Genomic DNA, 14,181 nt, shown 5'->3' with positions numbered 1-14,181 from the left:
ATCTTTCTATTAAGCATCTATCTCCGCCTCATCCGCGTGATCGTAGATAAACTGCCGTCTCGGCGGCACGTCGCTTCCCATCAGCATCTCCGTGATCTCCGACGCCATCCGGGCATCCTCGATCTCCACACGCTTGAGCACACGGTTCTCCGGGTTTAACGTCGTCTCCCAGAGCTGTTCCGCATCCATCTCGCCCAGACCTTTGTAGCGCTGCAGGGTAAATTCCCCTGTGTGGGTTCTGCGGTAGCGCTCCAATGCTTTTTCATCGTATAGATACTCTTCTTTTCCCTTTTTCGGAATCACCTTAAATAACGGCGGCATCGCAATATATACGTGCCCGTTCTGAATCAATTCCGGCATAAAGCGGTAAAGAAACGTCAGAAGCAGCGTATCAATATGACTTCCGTCCACATCGGCATCCGTCATCAGGACGATCTTGTGATAACGCAGCTTCGCAATATCGAAATCATTGCCGTATCCTTCCGAAAAACCGCAGCCGAACGCATTGATCATCGTCTTGATCTCGGCATTCGCCAATACCTTGTCCATCGAAGCTTTTTCCACATTTAAAATCTTGCCCCGGATCGGCAGGATCGCCTGATAGCGGCGGTTTCGTCCCATCTTGGCTGAACCGCCCGCGGAATCTCCCTCGACAATGAAAATCTCACACTTCTCCGCCTCGCGGCTCTCACAGTTTGCCAGCTTTCCGTTGCTGTCAAAGGAAAAACGGGATTTCGTCAGCATATTGGTCTTGGCACGTTCCTCCGCCTTCCGGATCTTTGCAGATTTCTCCGCACAGGCGATGATCGCCTTCAACACCTCTAAATTCCGGTCAAAATAAAGCTGCAGCTCCTCCCCTGTCACGCTGAACACCGCTTTTGTCGCATCGGCACTCGCCAGCTTTGTCTTCGTCTGCCCCTCAAAGATCGGATCCGGATGCTTGACCGCCACAACCGCCGTCATGCCATTTCTCGTATCCGGTCCCGTAAATTTTGTATCTTTTTCCTTCAGGATTCCCAGTTCTTTCGCATAGCTGTTGATCATCTGGGTAAAACGTGTCTTAAAGCCCGCCAGATGCGTGCCGCCCTCCTGTGTGAAAATATTGTTGCAGAAGCCGAGTACATTTTCCTCAAATGCATCGACAAACTGGAATGCCACTTCAACCTCGATCTGGTCGCTGACGCCCTTGAAATAAATCGGATCATGAATCGGCGTCTTCGTGCTGTTCAGCTCACGCACATACGCCACGATGCCGTCCGGCTCCGAATAAGTCACCTTTTCAGCCTCGCCCGCCCGCTTATTCTCATAAAGAATCGTCAGCTTTGGGTTCAGATATGCCGTCTCATGCAGGCGGCTCTTGAGCCAGTCCGCCTTGAACCGCGTTTTTTCAAAAATCTCCGGATCCGGCAGAAAATTGATCTCCGTTCCGCTCTCTCTTGTCTTTCCAACCACCGGCAGAAGACCATCGATCAGCTCAACCGTCGGGATGCCGCGCTCATACGCATCGTGATGGATCTGTCCATTCTTATATATATTGACCTCCAGATGCGCTGAGAGGGCGTTGACAACCGACGAACCGACGCCGTGCAGACCACCGCTCGTCTTGTACGCATTGTTGTCAAACTTGCCGCCCGCGTGCAGGGTCGAGAGTACGATTCGCTCCGCCGCCACACCCTTTTTATGCATCTCCACCGGAATACCGCGTCCATTGTCCCGGACGGTGCAGGAGCCGTCCGCCTCCAGTGTCACGCGGATCTGGGAACAGGCACCCGCCAGGTGCTCATCGACCGAGTTGTCCACGATCTCATAGATCAGGTGATTCAGTCCCTTCGTTCCCACACTTCCTATATACATACCAGGACGCTTACGGACAGCCTCCAGTCCCTCCAGGACCGTTATGCTGTCCGCATCATACTGTGTTTTACCCATAGATTCATTCCTCCTGTGCCCGACCTGGGAATCATATTTGCTGCCATTTACACGAGTGATGCAAACGGCAGCTTTTATTTCACAGGTCAAGCTGATTTCTTCTACTTATAATATGTATTTATTTTATGACTTTGAAATCATGCAAATAGAACATTCTAACTCTCTGGCATCACACCCGCCAGCCATTGTTTTATAGACTTTTCATTACCGAAAAAGTAGTAAACCGTTCTCATTTACTATAAAATATTAGTAACTGTTCAGTACCTTCACCGTCACGCGCAAAAATCCATTAAAAATTGCCTGCGGCAATGGGATTTTTGCCTGCTAGCCCATGTTTTCGTACGGTCAGCGCAGTAAATGCGTGGACCTACTGAACAGCTACAAATATTATTACATAAATTCAAAAATTTTGCAACGCATTTTTCAGAACAAATGTTCGCTTTTCAGGCAGCCAGATTCCATGCCAGCACTGCCAGCTTTCTTTTATCCCAGCGCCACATCCAGAATCATCATCAGCACAAATCCAACCGCAAATCCGATCGTTCCCATATCGGAATGACTGCCCTGCGCCGACTCCGGAATCAGCTCCTCCACAACCACGTAAATCATCGCCCCTGCTGCAAGCGCCAGGAGAACCGGCAGAACCGGTTCCAGATAGCGGTACGCGGCGATCGTCGCAAGCGCCCCGATCGGCTCGACGATACCGGAGAGTGTTCCCATCGCAAATGCCTTTTTCCGGCTCATCCCTGACTCACTCCGAAGCGGCAGGGAAATGATCGCTCCCTCCGGGAAGTTCTGAATCGCGATTCCAAGCGAAAGCGCCAGCGCCGCTGCAAGCGTGATACCGCTCTTTTCTGCTAAGAATCCGGCAAATACCACTCCGACTGCCATGCCCTCCGGGATATTGTGAAGTGTGACCGCCAGAACCAGCATCGTCGTCTTCTTGAGCCCGCACACATGCCCCTCCGGCTCATCACTTCCCAGATGCAGATGCGGGATCACACGATCCAGCAAAAGCAGCATCAGAATACCCACCATAAAACCAATGGATGCCGGCAGAAATGCCAGATGCCCCATCGCTTCGCACATATTCATCGACGGAATTAAAAGTGACCAGACCGACGCCGCCACCATCACCCCCGATGCGAATCCCAGAAGCGTTTTCTGGATGATCGGCTTTAACTCATTTTTCAAAAAAAAGACGCAGGCTGCTCCCGCCGTCGTACCGACAAACGGAATCAAAACCCCAAGAAGCGTATTTTGATCCATATTCATTCCTTTCTTTTTCTTTTTAAATATCTGAACGGTTCTTTTCCCGGAACCTCGTTTTTTTTCTTCTATTTCTCTTTGATGTACCGGGTCGTTCAAAGAAGTCATCTCAAGTTCCTCTGATTGAATATTCCTATTGTAGCATATGCGCCTTTCTTTTGCACGGTTCCTTTTTATCATTAAGCCAGTTTCATCCACCAATCCCGGCTCAAATCCGATTCAAACAACCCTCTGTTTATACATCGGCATTCTTTCATATGTTTCTCGTTTGCAAACGTCTTTCCGCAAACAAAAAAAGAGAACCAAAAATCAGGATGTCCCTAATTTCCAGTTCTCTTTTCATTCTTTGAATACAATAATTTATCACTCTTTAATTTATTTCTGCTCAGAATTCTGTTTAATAAACTCATGAACATCGTTTACGCTTAAATTGCTCTCTTCGATCGCATCCAGTAATTCGCTTAATTCAGCTTTACGAATCTCAGCCGCTAATTCCTTTTTCTCTGCTTTCAGAGCTTTAACGGTTTCTTCTAATTTAGCCAGCTTCTCTTCTACCGCTGCCAGCTTCTCTTTGTTTACTTCTAATGCAGAACGTTTCGGTCCTCTCGGCATAATACATACCCCTTTCGTTTTCTTTGAGAATAGCACAAATCTCTTATTTGTGCAATATCGATTCGTTTAAAAACCAAGTTTTTCATCAATCAGAGTAATCTCCATTTCAATAAAACGCATTTTTTGATAATATACTTCCTTTTTGAATCTCTTTTGAATGACTTTCTCTCTGGACAAATTTCTTTTTCCTTATTATAATATCAGATTGTATCCAAACGCAAGAAAAAAGGAGTTTGTATGAGTGCTTCCAATACACAGAACGATTTTTCCAAAGGAAGTATCGTTAAAAATATCATGAATCTCGCGATCCCGATGACGTTGGCGCAGCTTATCAATGTCCTGTACAACATCGTTGACCGCATCTACATCGGACGCATACCCGATCATGCCACCCTATCTTTGACCGGCATCGGGCTTTCGCTGCCGATCATCACGCTCGTCATCGCATTTGCCAACCTGTTTGGCATGGGCGGCGCGCCGCTCTGCTCAATTGAGCGCGGACGCGGGGATATCAAAGAAGCCGAGGCGATCATGGGAAATTCCTTCTCCATGATGGTTATTTCCGGTGTGCTTCTGACCGTGCTCTGCCTGATATTCCGCAAACCAATGCTGTATCTGTTCGGAGCCAGCGACGCTACTTATCCATATGCGGACGCCTACATTACAATCTATCTGCTCGGCAGCCTGTTCGTGATGGTCGGACTCGGCATGAACTCGTTCATCAATTCACAGGGATTCGGGCGCATCGGCATGATGACCGTCCTTTTGGGCGCTGCCGCCAATATCCTGCTCGACCCGATTTTTATCTTTATGCTTCACATGGGAATCCGCGGCGCGGCGCTCGCCACCATCCTGTCGCAGCTTCTCTCTGCCATCTGGATTCTGCGGTTTTTAACCAGTGACAAAACAATCCTGAAACTGAGACGTTCTTCGATGCACCTTTCCGCACGGAGGATCCGGAAAATCGTCGGACTCGGTCTGTCCGGTTTCACGATGGCGATCACCAACTGCACCGTCCAGATCATGTGCAACGCAACCTTACAGGTATACGGCGGCGATCTCTACGTCGGTGTTATGACCGTTATCAACTCCATCCGTGAAATTGCAACTCTTCCGGTAACCGGCGTTACCCACAGCGCCCAGCCGGTGCTCGGTTTCAATTATGGGGCGAAAGAATACGGCCGCGTTAAAAAGGCAATCGTCTTTACCTCTTTTATTGCAATTTTATATACGACCGGTATCTGGCTGATCGTCGATGGTTTCCCAGCATTCTTTATCCGCATTTTTAATCAGGATGCAGAACTCATTGCAGCAGGTATTCCGGCGATCCGCTTATACTTTTTCGGATTCTTTATGATGTCGCTCCAATTCTCCGGACAGTCGATTTTCGTCGGTCTGGGCGAATCCAAAAAAGCGATCTTTTTCTCTATTTTCCGAAAAGTAATCATCGTCGTTCCGCTGACAATCCTGCTGCCAAGTATGTTCGGAATGGGCACCAACGGCGTATTTGCCGCCGAACCAATTTCCAACTTTATCGGCGGAATTGCCTGCTTTGGAACGATGCTTTTTACCATCTGGCGGAAATTGACGAAACTGCAGAAACAGGAAGCAGTTTAAAATATATCGCACAAGCCTGTAAATAAAAAGCAGCTGTAAAACAGATATTTCTTTGAATTTCTTTATCTGTTTTATAGCTGCCTTTTTATTTATACTTTTTTGCGGCGGTTCTGCGTCCTTATTATATTATCACGACTTCTTTTTATCTATTTCCTTTTTCATCGAATATCCGCTTAATTATTCCGTTGTCTCATACGCATACAGAATCGTCCGAGCATTGTCAAATTCATAGCTGCACGTTACAAAAGAATAGAGACGTACAATTGTCCCCCTCGATCGGGGCTTTTGCACTCGCGCCCAATATCATCTGTGCAGATCCTCCTCCGGTGTGCTGATCGGTGCAATGTTATAATTTTCCACCAGATACTGCAGCACATTCGGAGAGATAAATGCCGGAAGGGACGGTCCGAGGAGAATATTTTTGATCCCCAGATGAAGCAGTGTCAGCAGGATACACACTGCTTTCTGCTCATACCAGGAGAGCACCATGGAAAGCGGCAGATCGTTGACACCGCAGTCAAATGCTTCTGCCAGTGCCACCGCAACCTTGATGGCGCTGTAAGCGTCGTTGCACTGTCCCATATCCATTATTCTCGGAAGACCGCCAATCGTACCCAGATCCAGATCATTGAACCGGTATTTGCCGCAGGCAAGGGTCAGAACAATGCTGTCTGCCGGTGTCTGCTTTACAAATTCGGTATAATAATTGCGTCCCGGCTTGGCACCGTCACATCCGCCGACCAGAAAGAAATGTTTGATGGCTCCCGATTTAACGGCATCGATGACCGTATCCGCCACTGAAAGAACCGCATGGTGGGAAAATCCAGTCATGACTGTTTTGCCGCCGTTTATGCCTGTAAAATGCATATCCTCAGGATAACCGCCCAGTGAAAGTGCCTTTTCAATAACCGGCGTAAAATCTCTCTCTTTGCCGATGTGTACCATTTCCGGATAAGATACGACTTCCGTCGTAAACACCCGGTCGGCATAGCTCTTTTTCGGAGGCATCAGGCAGTTCGTCGTAAAGAGAGCCGGAGCCGGAATATCTGCAAATTCCTTCTGCTGGTTCTGCCATGCCGTGCCGAAATTGCCCTTCAGGTGAGGATACTTTTTCAGTTCCGGATAAGCGTGCGCCGGAAGCATTTCTCCGTGAGTGTAGATGTTGATGCCCTTATCTTTCGTCTGCTCAAGGAGCTGTTTTAAATCGTATAAATCATGGCCGCTGATAACGATAAACGGGCCTTTCTCCACGGTCAGAGACACCTGCGTCGGAACAGGATTTCCATAAGTTTCGGTGTTGGCCCGATCCAGAAGCGCCATGCACTTGAGGTTGATTTCACCCACTTCCAGGACAATCGGAAGCAGCTCGTCCATGCCCCAGTCATCCATGCCGATCGCAAAGAGCGCCTTAAAAAAGAAGCGATTGATCGTGTCATCGGTATATCCCAGAACGGCCGCGTGGTAAGCATACGCCGCAACGCCGCGGATTCCGAACAAAATCAGCGATTTCAGAGAACGGACATCCTCGTCTGCCTCCCAGAGATTATTCATATCATAATTGTTATTTTTGCCGCAGGAGACCGTGCACACGAAACAATCAGGCACCAGGCGTTCTCTCTCTTTTTCAACCCGCCGGATCAATTCAGTGATGGTGTCATTGTTAAAATTCACATTTGTTACCGTGGTAAACAATCCTTCCAATACAAGTCTGCTGGTATCCCCGGTAATCAGGTATTCATTGCCTTCCGTCGCTCTTGCAAGGCCAATCAGCGCACCCGTCAGCTTATCCTGCAGCCTGGCGGTGTCCGCTCTCTTGCCGCACACACCGGCACTGCCGGTACAGGCCGTACAGCCTGCCGTCTGCTCACACTGGTAACAAAACATTTTCCGCTCCATACTTTATAACTCCTTTTCGTTGTTCTGCAATCAACTGCCATTATTTCTAACCTGCGGCACCCTCACGTTCAAGAACACATTCGCGCACTTCCAGGCTGCCGGCTTTTTGTCTTTCTTAGCTTTACAAGCGTATTATAAAAAAACACCGGCAGAAATTCAGTTGTTTTTACAACGAAACAGAAATTTAAGTTCAAAAGAATATTTAGCCGTAAAAATACCGACCTCCAATCGTTAGATTTTTGGGTCTAACATTTGGAAGTCGGTACATAGATGGAATCTTTTCTTTTATTTTTGTCTCGCCTTAAACGCCCGGTCAATCTCCCGCTTCGCATCCTTTTTCGCCAGATCGTCTCTCTTATCATACAACTTCTTACCACGTGCCAGTCCAATCTCCACTTTTACGAGACTTCCTTTAAAATACACCTGCAGCGGTACCAGCGTGTATCCTTTTTCTTTGATCTTCGACATCAGGCGGCGGATCTCCAGTTTGTGAAGAAGGAGTTTCCGCACACGCAGCGGATCTTTATTAAAGATATTTCCCTTCTCATATGGACTGATATGCATGCCGAATACATACACCTGACCGTCGCTCTCGATCTTGATAAATGCTTCCTTGATGCTGCATTTACCCATGCGGATCGATTTAACCTCGGTACCGAATAACTCGATCCCGGCTTCGAATTTATCATCGATAAAATAATCATGGTAGGCTTTCTTATTGTTCGCCACCATCTTGATTCCAGCTCCCATTTTAATTCCTCTTTCCCTCTCTACTTTTTACATCTTATTTTACAATCTTCTACTTCCAGTACACCGCCGGCATAAAATCAATCGTCCTCGCATACCGGTCGCACGCAGCCACGCGAACGCGGATAGTCTGACCGAGCTTGTACGTCTTTCTCGTCATCTCTCCGACCAACTCATAGTGTGCTTCGTCAAATACGAAATAGTCGCCGCGCAGTTCATTGACATGAACTAATCCTTCAACCGTGTTCGGCAGCTCGACATAGAAGCCCCAGTTGGTGACACCGGAAATGACTCCCTCGAATTCTTCTCCGATGTAATGTTCCATGTACTGGACTTTCTTCATCTTATCGGTTTCGCGCTCGGCTTCGTCAGCGCGGCGCTCCAGTGCCGAGGTCTGGACTGCCACTTCCGGCAGGATTTTTTCAAAATGGGCGGTTTTTCGCGCATCCATATTGCCGTGCAGGCACTCTTTGATGATCCGGTGGATCTGCAGATCCGGGTAACGGCGGATCGGGGAGGTGAAATGGGTATAATATTTCGCCGCCAATCCGAAATGACCGGAGTTCAAGGTCGAATATTTCGCCTGTTTCATGGAGCGCAGCGTCAAACGGCTGAGCAATGCCTCCTCCGGCGTGCCCTCGATCTTTTCAAGCAGCTTTTGCAGCTCTTTCGGGTGGACTTCGCCGCCTGGCATCCGCAATGTATATCCAAAGTTGTTGATGAACGTTCCGAGTTTCGCCATCTTCTCCTCATCCGGTTTCTCATGGATTCGGTAGAGGAACGGCATTTCCTGCCAATAATAGTCCTCAGCTACCGTCTCATTTGCCATCAGCATGAAATCCTCGATAAGCTTCGTCGCCGCGTTGCGCTCATACGGCTTGATCTCGATCGGGCGTCCTTTGGCGTCGAGTAAAATCTTGCTCTCTGGAAAGTCGAAGTCAATCGCACCGCGCTCCTGGCGCCTCTTGCGGAGAAGCTGCGAAAGTTCTTTCATTTGCAGGAATAAATCCACAAATTCCTTATATTTCTCCTTCGTCTCTGCATCATCATCCGTGATGATCGCATTGACCGCCGTATACGTCATCCGGCGATCGACGCGGATCAATGTCTCTGCTATCTCATGTCCGATCACGACGCCTTTGTCATTGATCTCCATGATACAGCTCAGCGCCAGACGATCCTCTCCCTGATTCAGGGAACAGATACCGTTTGAGAGTTTATGCGGCAGCATCGGAATGACGCGGTCTGTCAGATACACGCTCGTTCCGCGCTTTAATGCCTCGCGGTCAAGCGGGCTGCCCTCGCGGACATAATGGGTCACATCCGCGATGTGTACACCGAGCCGGTAACCCTGCTCCGTCTTCTCCAGCGTGATCGCATCGTCGAGATCCTTCGCTTCCTCACCATCAATCGTGACTGTCGGCAGATCGCGCAAATCCTTGCGTCCCGCCTTGTCCTCCTCGCGGACGGCATCCGGGATCTCTTCAAGCTGCGCCATGACCTCCGGCGGAAATTCTTCCGGCAGACCGTATGCTTTCACGATCGATAAAATATCGACTCCCGGATCGTTCATATGTCCGAGAATGCTGGTGATCACGCCCTCCGGCTTCTTATCCGGGCTGTTTCCGTAATCCTTGATCTTCACGATGACCTTATGACCGGTCACTGCGCCCGCGTCACACCCCTGCGGGATGAAAATGTCGCGTGAAATCCGTGGATTGTCCGGGATCACAAAGCCGAAACCGCCGTTTTTCTCATACAGACCAACCAGCTCCTGATTGGCGTGCTCCAGGATCCGCACGATACTTCCCTCGGCTCTGCGTCCGCCGTCGCTCTCCTGCTCAATCACAACCAGCACCTTATCGCCGTGCATCGCGCCCTTTGTTTTTTCACGCGGAACGAACACATCCTGCTCACGTCCCTCGATTGTCACAAAACCGAAGCCCTTCGGGTGTCCCGAATAAATACCTGCCTCTGAAAATGTCTCCGGACGTCCCAGCTTGCCCTTGCGGGACATGCTGATTTTTCCCTCCTCCAGCAGATGATCGATAACCCGCTGCAGCTCCCGGCGCTGTTCCTTCGGAATATTTAAAAGAAGTGCCAGCTCCTTCAGCTTCATCGGCACGTATGCCGGTTCATTCATGACATCCTGAATCATCTTGCAGCGGCGGGTAAACTCCTCCTCGGAAGCGCCAATATCCTCACACTTCTTCTCGCCGCGCTTTTCGCGCTTCTTATCCATCTCACGCTCAAACTTCCGATCACGGTCTTTCTTTCCCGCTTTATCCTTTTTCCGGCGCACCGATTCCTCTTTCGGACCTTTCGCACGCTCCGGCTTTTTCTTCTTTTTTCCGTACCTCTCTTCCCACTCGCCGATCAACCCATCCCCGTCAATCTGGCGCTGTACGCTGCTCTCCCGGCTTTCTCCGGACATTTTCTCTTCCCGCGCTTCTTCTTTCCGCATCGCAAACCGCTGTTCTGCATTCTTCCGGATCCTCTCCAGCATCTCGTCCGAGAGCTTCATCTCCGTCTGCTGACGTTTTTCAAACGCCTCTCTTTCTCTCCTGCGATTTTCCGGCATTTTCTGTCCTTCCTCTTTCTGTGAAGCTGCCGCACTCTGCATCTGCGCCTGGCGCTTCTGCTGTTTTGCGTATTTCTGAGCCTCGCTTCTCTTTATTTTTCCCATGATTTTATCAAATATGTTCAAATCTATCTCACTTCTCTTTCTTAATTCACATTCTCGCGCCATTTCCTATGAAAAAAAGCTGCCACGTCCAGCGCTCTCTGCCTCTCACCCCTGCATCTGCTCGGAAACCACCGGCAAATATCAGATTCAGGAAACAGATCCCGCTGCCACGCGACAGCCTCTTAAAGGTTCCTTACAGGAATTTCAAATTCAAAACTAATGCAAGGATCAGCCACAGAATTGCAGCATATTTGGTCAGCTTCTCCAGCTTTCCTTCCATAGAACGGCTTTTATTTCTGCCCCAGTAGCTGTCAGCCATACCGCCGATGGAACCGGACAGACCTGCCGATTTGCCCTCCTGCAGTAGGATTACCGCCGACAGGAATACACAGATAATAATAAATATGATCGTAAGGATCGTCTTGATCATCTTCGCACCTCCTGAATAAACATAGTAATCATAGCATATTTTCGGCGGAAGGACAACTGTTTTTTTCCCGACTTCAACCCGGGAATTTGCCGTATTTAAATGCGAAGCCACGGCAAATTCCGTTACCGGGCTTGATTTTATCTCCCGTCGTGCGATACAATAGAGTTCTATCACATTTACAATCAGCGAAATCCTTTTTTTCATGGGAACAGCTATTTTTTATCATAAAACGAGTCAGGAGGGTTCTATTTTGAAAAAATTCACTTCGGCGTTTGGGCGTCTGTTTCTCTCTGCCGTCCTTATTTTTCTGGTGTTCTACACCATGATGCCCGCCATCAATCTGCACGATCAGGATTTCATCGTATTCCTGATTATCTGCATTCTGATTGTACTGGCAGTCAACTTTATGGAAAGCATTCTCATATTCCTGAAAACAGTGCAGCAAAACCGCGGCGTCGAGGTCGTGCGCGATCCTGTGACCGGACGGATGGTTCTGCGGCGCAAGTACTCCAACGTCTCCGGCAGTCCGTTTGCCGGTTTTAAGGCGATGGGACGCCCGTGCAAATATGGCATGATCGCGATCGCTGTCCTGATCTTCTTTTCCCTGATCGCCTCGGCGGCGGGCATCCAGCTTTTTAATGCGTCCCGCTACCGCGATCTGATCACCGTTACCGAGGGCGATTTTGCCTCAGATGTCGCAGAGCTTGGCATGTCGCAGATCCCGGTCGTTGATAAGGATACCGCCTCCCGGCTCGGAAGCAAAAAGCTCGGTGAGATGACCGACCTGGTCTCCCAGTTTGAGATTCAGGAAAATTACACACAGATCAACTACAAGGGGACACCGTACCGCGTGACGCCTTTGCGCTATGCCGACCCGATCAAATGGCTTTACAACCAGAAGAAGGGACTTCCGGCATACATTGCTGTCAATATGGTCGATCAGAATACCGATCTCGTCTGGCTGTCCTCCGGCATGAAGTATTCCACCAGTGAATATTTCTTCCGCAATATCAACCGCTACATCCGTTTCTGCTACCCGACACGGATGTTTGAGACGGTCTCCTTCGAGATCGACGACGATGGAAACCCATACTGGGTGGCGCCGACCATCGCCTACCGGATCGGCTGGTGGAACGGCAAGGACATCGACGGCGCGATCCTCGTCAATGCTGAGACCGGCGAATCTAAGTGGTACGCCAAGGCGAATGTCCCGCAGTGGATCGACCAGCTCTATGATTCGAACCTCATCATGGAACAGCTCGACGACAACGGCAGATTCCAGAATGGTTATTTAAACTCTATCTTCGGTCAGCGCGGCGTGCGTCGGACGACCTACGGCTACAACTATCTCGCCATCGACGACGATGTGTGGCTGTACACCGGCATGAGCTCTGTAACCTCAGATGAGTCGAACATTGGCTTCGTCCTCGTCAACCTGCGGACGAAAGAAACGAAATTTTACACCGTTCCGGGCGCCACCGAGCTCGCCGCAATGGATTCCGCGCGCGGACAGGTGCAGCACTTAAATTACAGTGCGACCTTCCCGCTTCTCTTAAATATTTCCGGACGACCGGCATATTTCATTTCCCTGAAAGATGCTGCAGGGCTTGTGAAAATGTATGCGTTCGTCGATGTCGCGCAGTACCAGATCGTCGGCACCGGACAGACGATCGATGAGGCGAAGCGCAATTACCGTGAGACGCTGGGACAGGAGGAAATTGAAGATCCGACTGCCAAGGAACCGGCGGCAAGCGAAACTGTCTCCGGCACGGTCGAGGCGATCGAGAATGTCGTCGTTTCCGGTAACACCTACTACTATTTCACGCTGACCGATGACCGCACCGACAGCGTCTACACCGCTGCGATCACCGTTTCCGAGCGGCTTCCGTTCGTGCAGGCGGGCGACTCCGTTTCCTTTGAGTGCGTCGAGAATGGTTCTACAAAAGAAGTTATAACCTGGAGGTAAGATAACATTGAAAAGTGAAGATATGATTTTAAAGGCAGCCATCGTACACATCCTCGATTCTTCGGTGGGAATCCCGGTTCTCTCCGACCAGAGCATGGAGGTCGGACCCGATTTTTCCGACTTCCTGAAAGCGCATATCGAGAAAATAACGGAAAGTGACGATGTCAAGCACTGTACATTTGCAGAAGGATCCGAGGTCAAAGAGCTGCTGCAAAACTGCACCCCGGACAATTTCGTCGAGACGAGCAAACAGCTCGCCGAGCGCCTCTACGACATCATGAATGCGAATATTGACATTCCAGCCGCCGATGTGGCGATGACCGTGTTCGGCTGCAAGGGCAAGGATTATCTGGCATTCTTAAAGATGAACTACAAGACCTCCTACACGCATCAGACCAGGGAAACGGACGGCGGCAACAGCAACGAGATCATTTTACAGCGCGCACTGCTTCCGGGACAGGGACAGCGCCTCTCCGAGGCATTTGTCCTCGATCTCTCCGACGGCTCCCTGATTCTGGCTGAGAAAAAATATGAGGTCAACGGCGAAAAATGCTTCTATTTCTCCGAGCTCTTCCTCGAATGCCGCGCTCCGCTCTCCCAGAAATCCAAGCTCGACATCGTCACCCGCGCCGTCGATCAGGTTGCCAAAAAATATTACGGCGACGAGGATGCACAGAAAAAGATGGAAATCAAAGACATTATCTGTAATGAATTAGAGGAACAGGGCGAAATCAAGGTGTCCGAACTGCGCGAAAAAGTATTTCCCGGCAGCCCGGAGATGCTCGAGGAGCTGGATGAAAAACTCGACCGCTACAACCTCTCCTACGAGACGGTCGCGCCGAAAAATGAACAGACGATCAAGAAATTCCAGAAACAGAAGCTGTACACTGACACCGGCATCGAGATCACGATCCCGATGGAAGAATACAGAAATCCCGACCATGTGGAGTTTATCACCAACATGGACGGGACAATCTCGGTGTTGATTAAAAATATTGGGATGCTGAGCAGTAAATAGCCTCTCACACA

10 protein-coding genes are annotated in these 14,181 nt (G+C 49.6%); 3 read left to right on the top strand and 7 right to left on the bottom strand.

Annotated features, from left to right (window positions below; all coding sequences use genetic code 11):
* Nucleotides 1-9: 9 nt before the first annotated feature.
* The 3 genes from PG862_RS12995 to PG862_RS12985 form a co-directional block, all read right to left on the bottom strand.
* Nucleotides 10-1,929 carry a DNA gyrase/topoisomerase IV subunit B gene (locus tag PG862_RS12995; RefSeq protein WP_270707657.1) on the bottom strand — a complete coding sequence of 640 codons (1,920 nt, stop codon included), beginning with the start codon at nucleotides 1,927-1,929 and terminating at the stop codon, nucleotides 10-12.
* 483 nt (nucleotides 1,930-2,412) lie between these two features.
* Entirely contained in the window at nucleotides 2,413-3,198 is a 786-nt protein-coding gene (locus PG862_RS12990) for a ZIP family metal transporter (protein ID WP_117795818.1), read from the bottom strand.
* 375 nt (nucleotides 3,199-3,573) lie between these two features.
* On the bottom strand, nucleotides 3,574-3,810 hold the full coding sequence (locus PG862_RS12985) for a hypothetical protein (RefSeq protein ID WP_022360338.1): 237 nt from the start codon (nucleotides 3,808-3,810) through the stop codon (nucleotides 3,574-3,576).
* A gap of 237 nt (nucleotides 3,811-4,047) precedes the next feature.
* Here PG862_RS12985 and PG862_RS12980 point away from each other — a divergent pair, with 237 nt between their 5' ends.
* Nucleotides 4,048-5,427: an MATE family efflux transporter gene (locus tag PG862_RS12980; protein WP_270707655.1), complete on the top strand. Its 1,380-nt coding sequence runs from the start codon at nucleotides 4,048-4,050 to the stop codon at nucleotides 5,425-5,427.
* 303 nt (nucleotides 5,428-5,730) lie between these two features.
* Here PG862_RS12980 and hcp read toward each other — a convergent pair whose 3' ends face one another.
* From hcp to secG, 4 genes are all read right to left on the bottom strand, one after another.
* Entirely contained in the window at nucleotides 5,731-7,323 is a 1,593-nt protein-coding gene (gene hcp / locus PG862_RS12975) for a hydroxylamine reductase (protein ID WP_270707654.1), read from the bottom strand.
* A gap of 285 nt (nucleotides 7,324-7,608) precedes the next feature.
* Entirely contained in the window at nucleotides 7,609-8,073 is a 465-nt protein-coding gene (smpB, locus tag PG862_RS12970; RefSeq protein WP_022358767.1) for an SsrA-binding protein SmpB, read from the bottom strand.
* A 49-nt stretch (nucleotides 8,074-8,122) separates the two neighbouring features.
* On the bottom strand, nucleotides 8,123-10,228 hold the full coding sequence (gene rnr, locus PG862_RS12965; protein ID WP_118742713.1) for a ribonuclease R: 2,106 nt from the start codon (nucleotides 10,226-10,228) through the stop codon (nucleotides 8,123-8,125).
* 721 nt (nucleotides 10,229-10,949) lie between these two features.
* A complete protein-coding gene (gene secG / locus PG862_RS12960) occupies nucleotides 10,950-11,186 on the bottom strand; it encodes a preprotein translocase subunit SecG (protein ID WP_107000428.1) in 237 nt (78 codons plus the stop codon).
* Between the two features lie 250 nt (nucleotides 11,187-11,436).
* On the opposite strand from secG, the gene PG862_RS12955 reads away from it, so the two are divergent.
* Together PG862_RS12955 and PG862_RS12950 are read left to right on the top strand one after the other, a co-directional pair.
* Nucleotides 11,437-13,152, top strand: a complete 1,716-nt coding sequence (locus tag PG862_RS12955) for a CvpA family protein (protein ID WP_243023720.1) — start codon at nucleotides 11,437-11,439, stop codon at nucleotides 13,150-13,152.
* 7 nt (nucleotides 13,153-13,159) lie between these two features.
* Nucleotides 13,160-14,170 (top strand): nucleoid-associated protein, encoded by a 1,011-nt coding sequence (locus PG862_RS12950; RefSeq protein ID WP_117795671.1) that lies wholly within the window; start codon nucleotides 13,160-13,162, stop codon nucleotides 14,168-14,170.
* The last annotated feature ends 11 nt before the right edge of the window (nucleotides 14,171-14,181 follow it).

The organism is Clostridium fessum (assembly GCF_027698965.1).
GTDB classification, from domain to species: domain Bacteria; phylum Bacillota; class Clostridia; order Lachnospirales; family Lachnospiraceae; genus Otoolea; species Otoolea fessa.
This window is presented reverse-complemented; position numbering and strand designations above follow the sequence as displayed.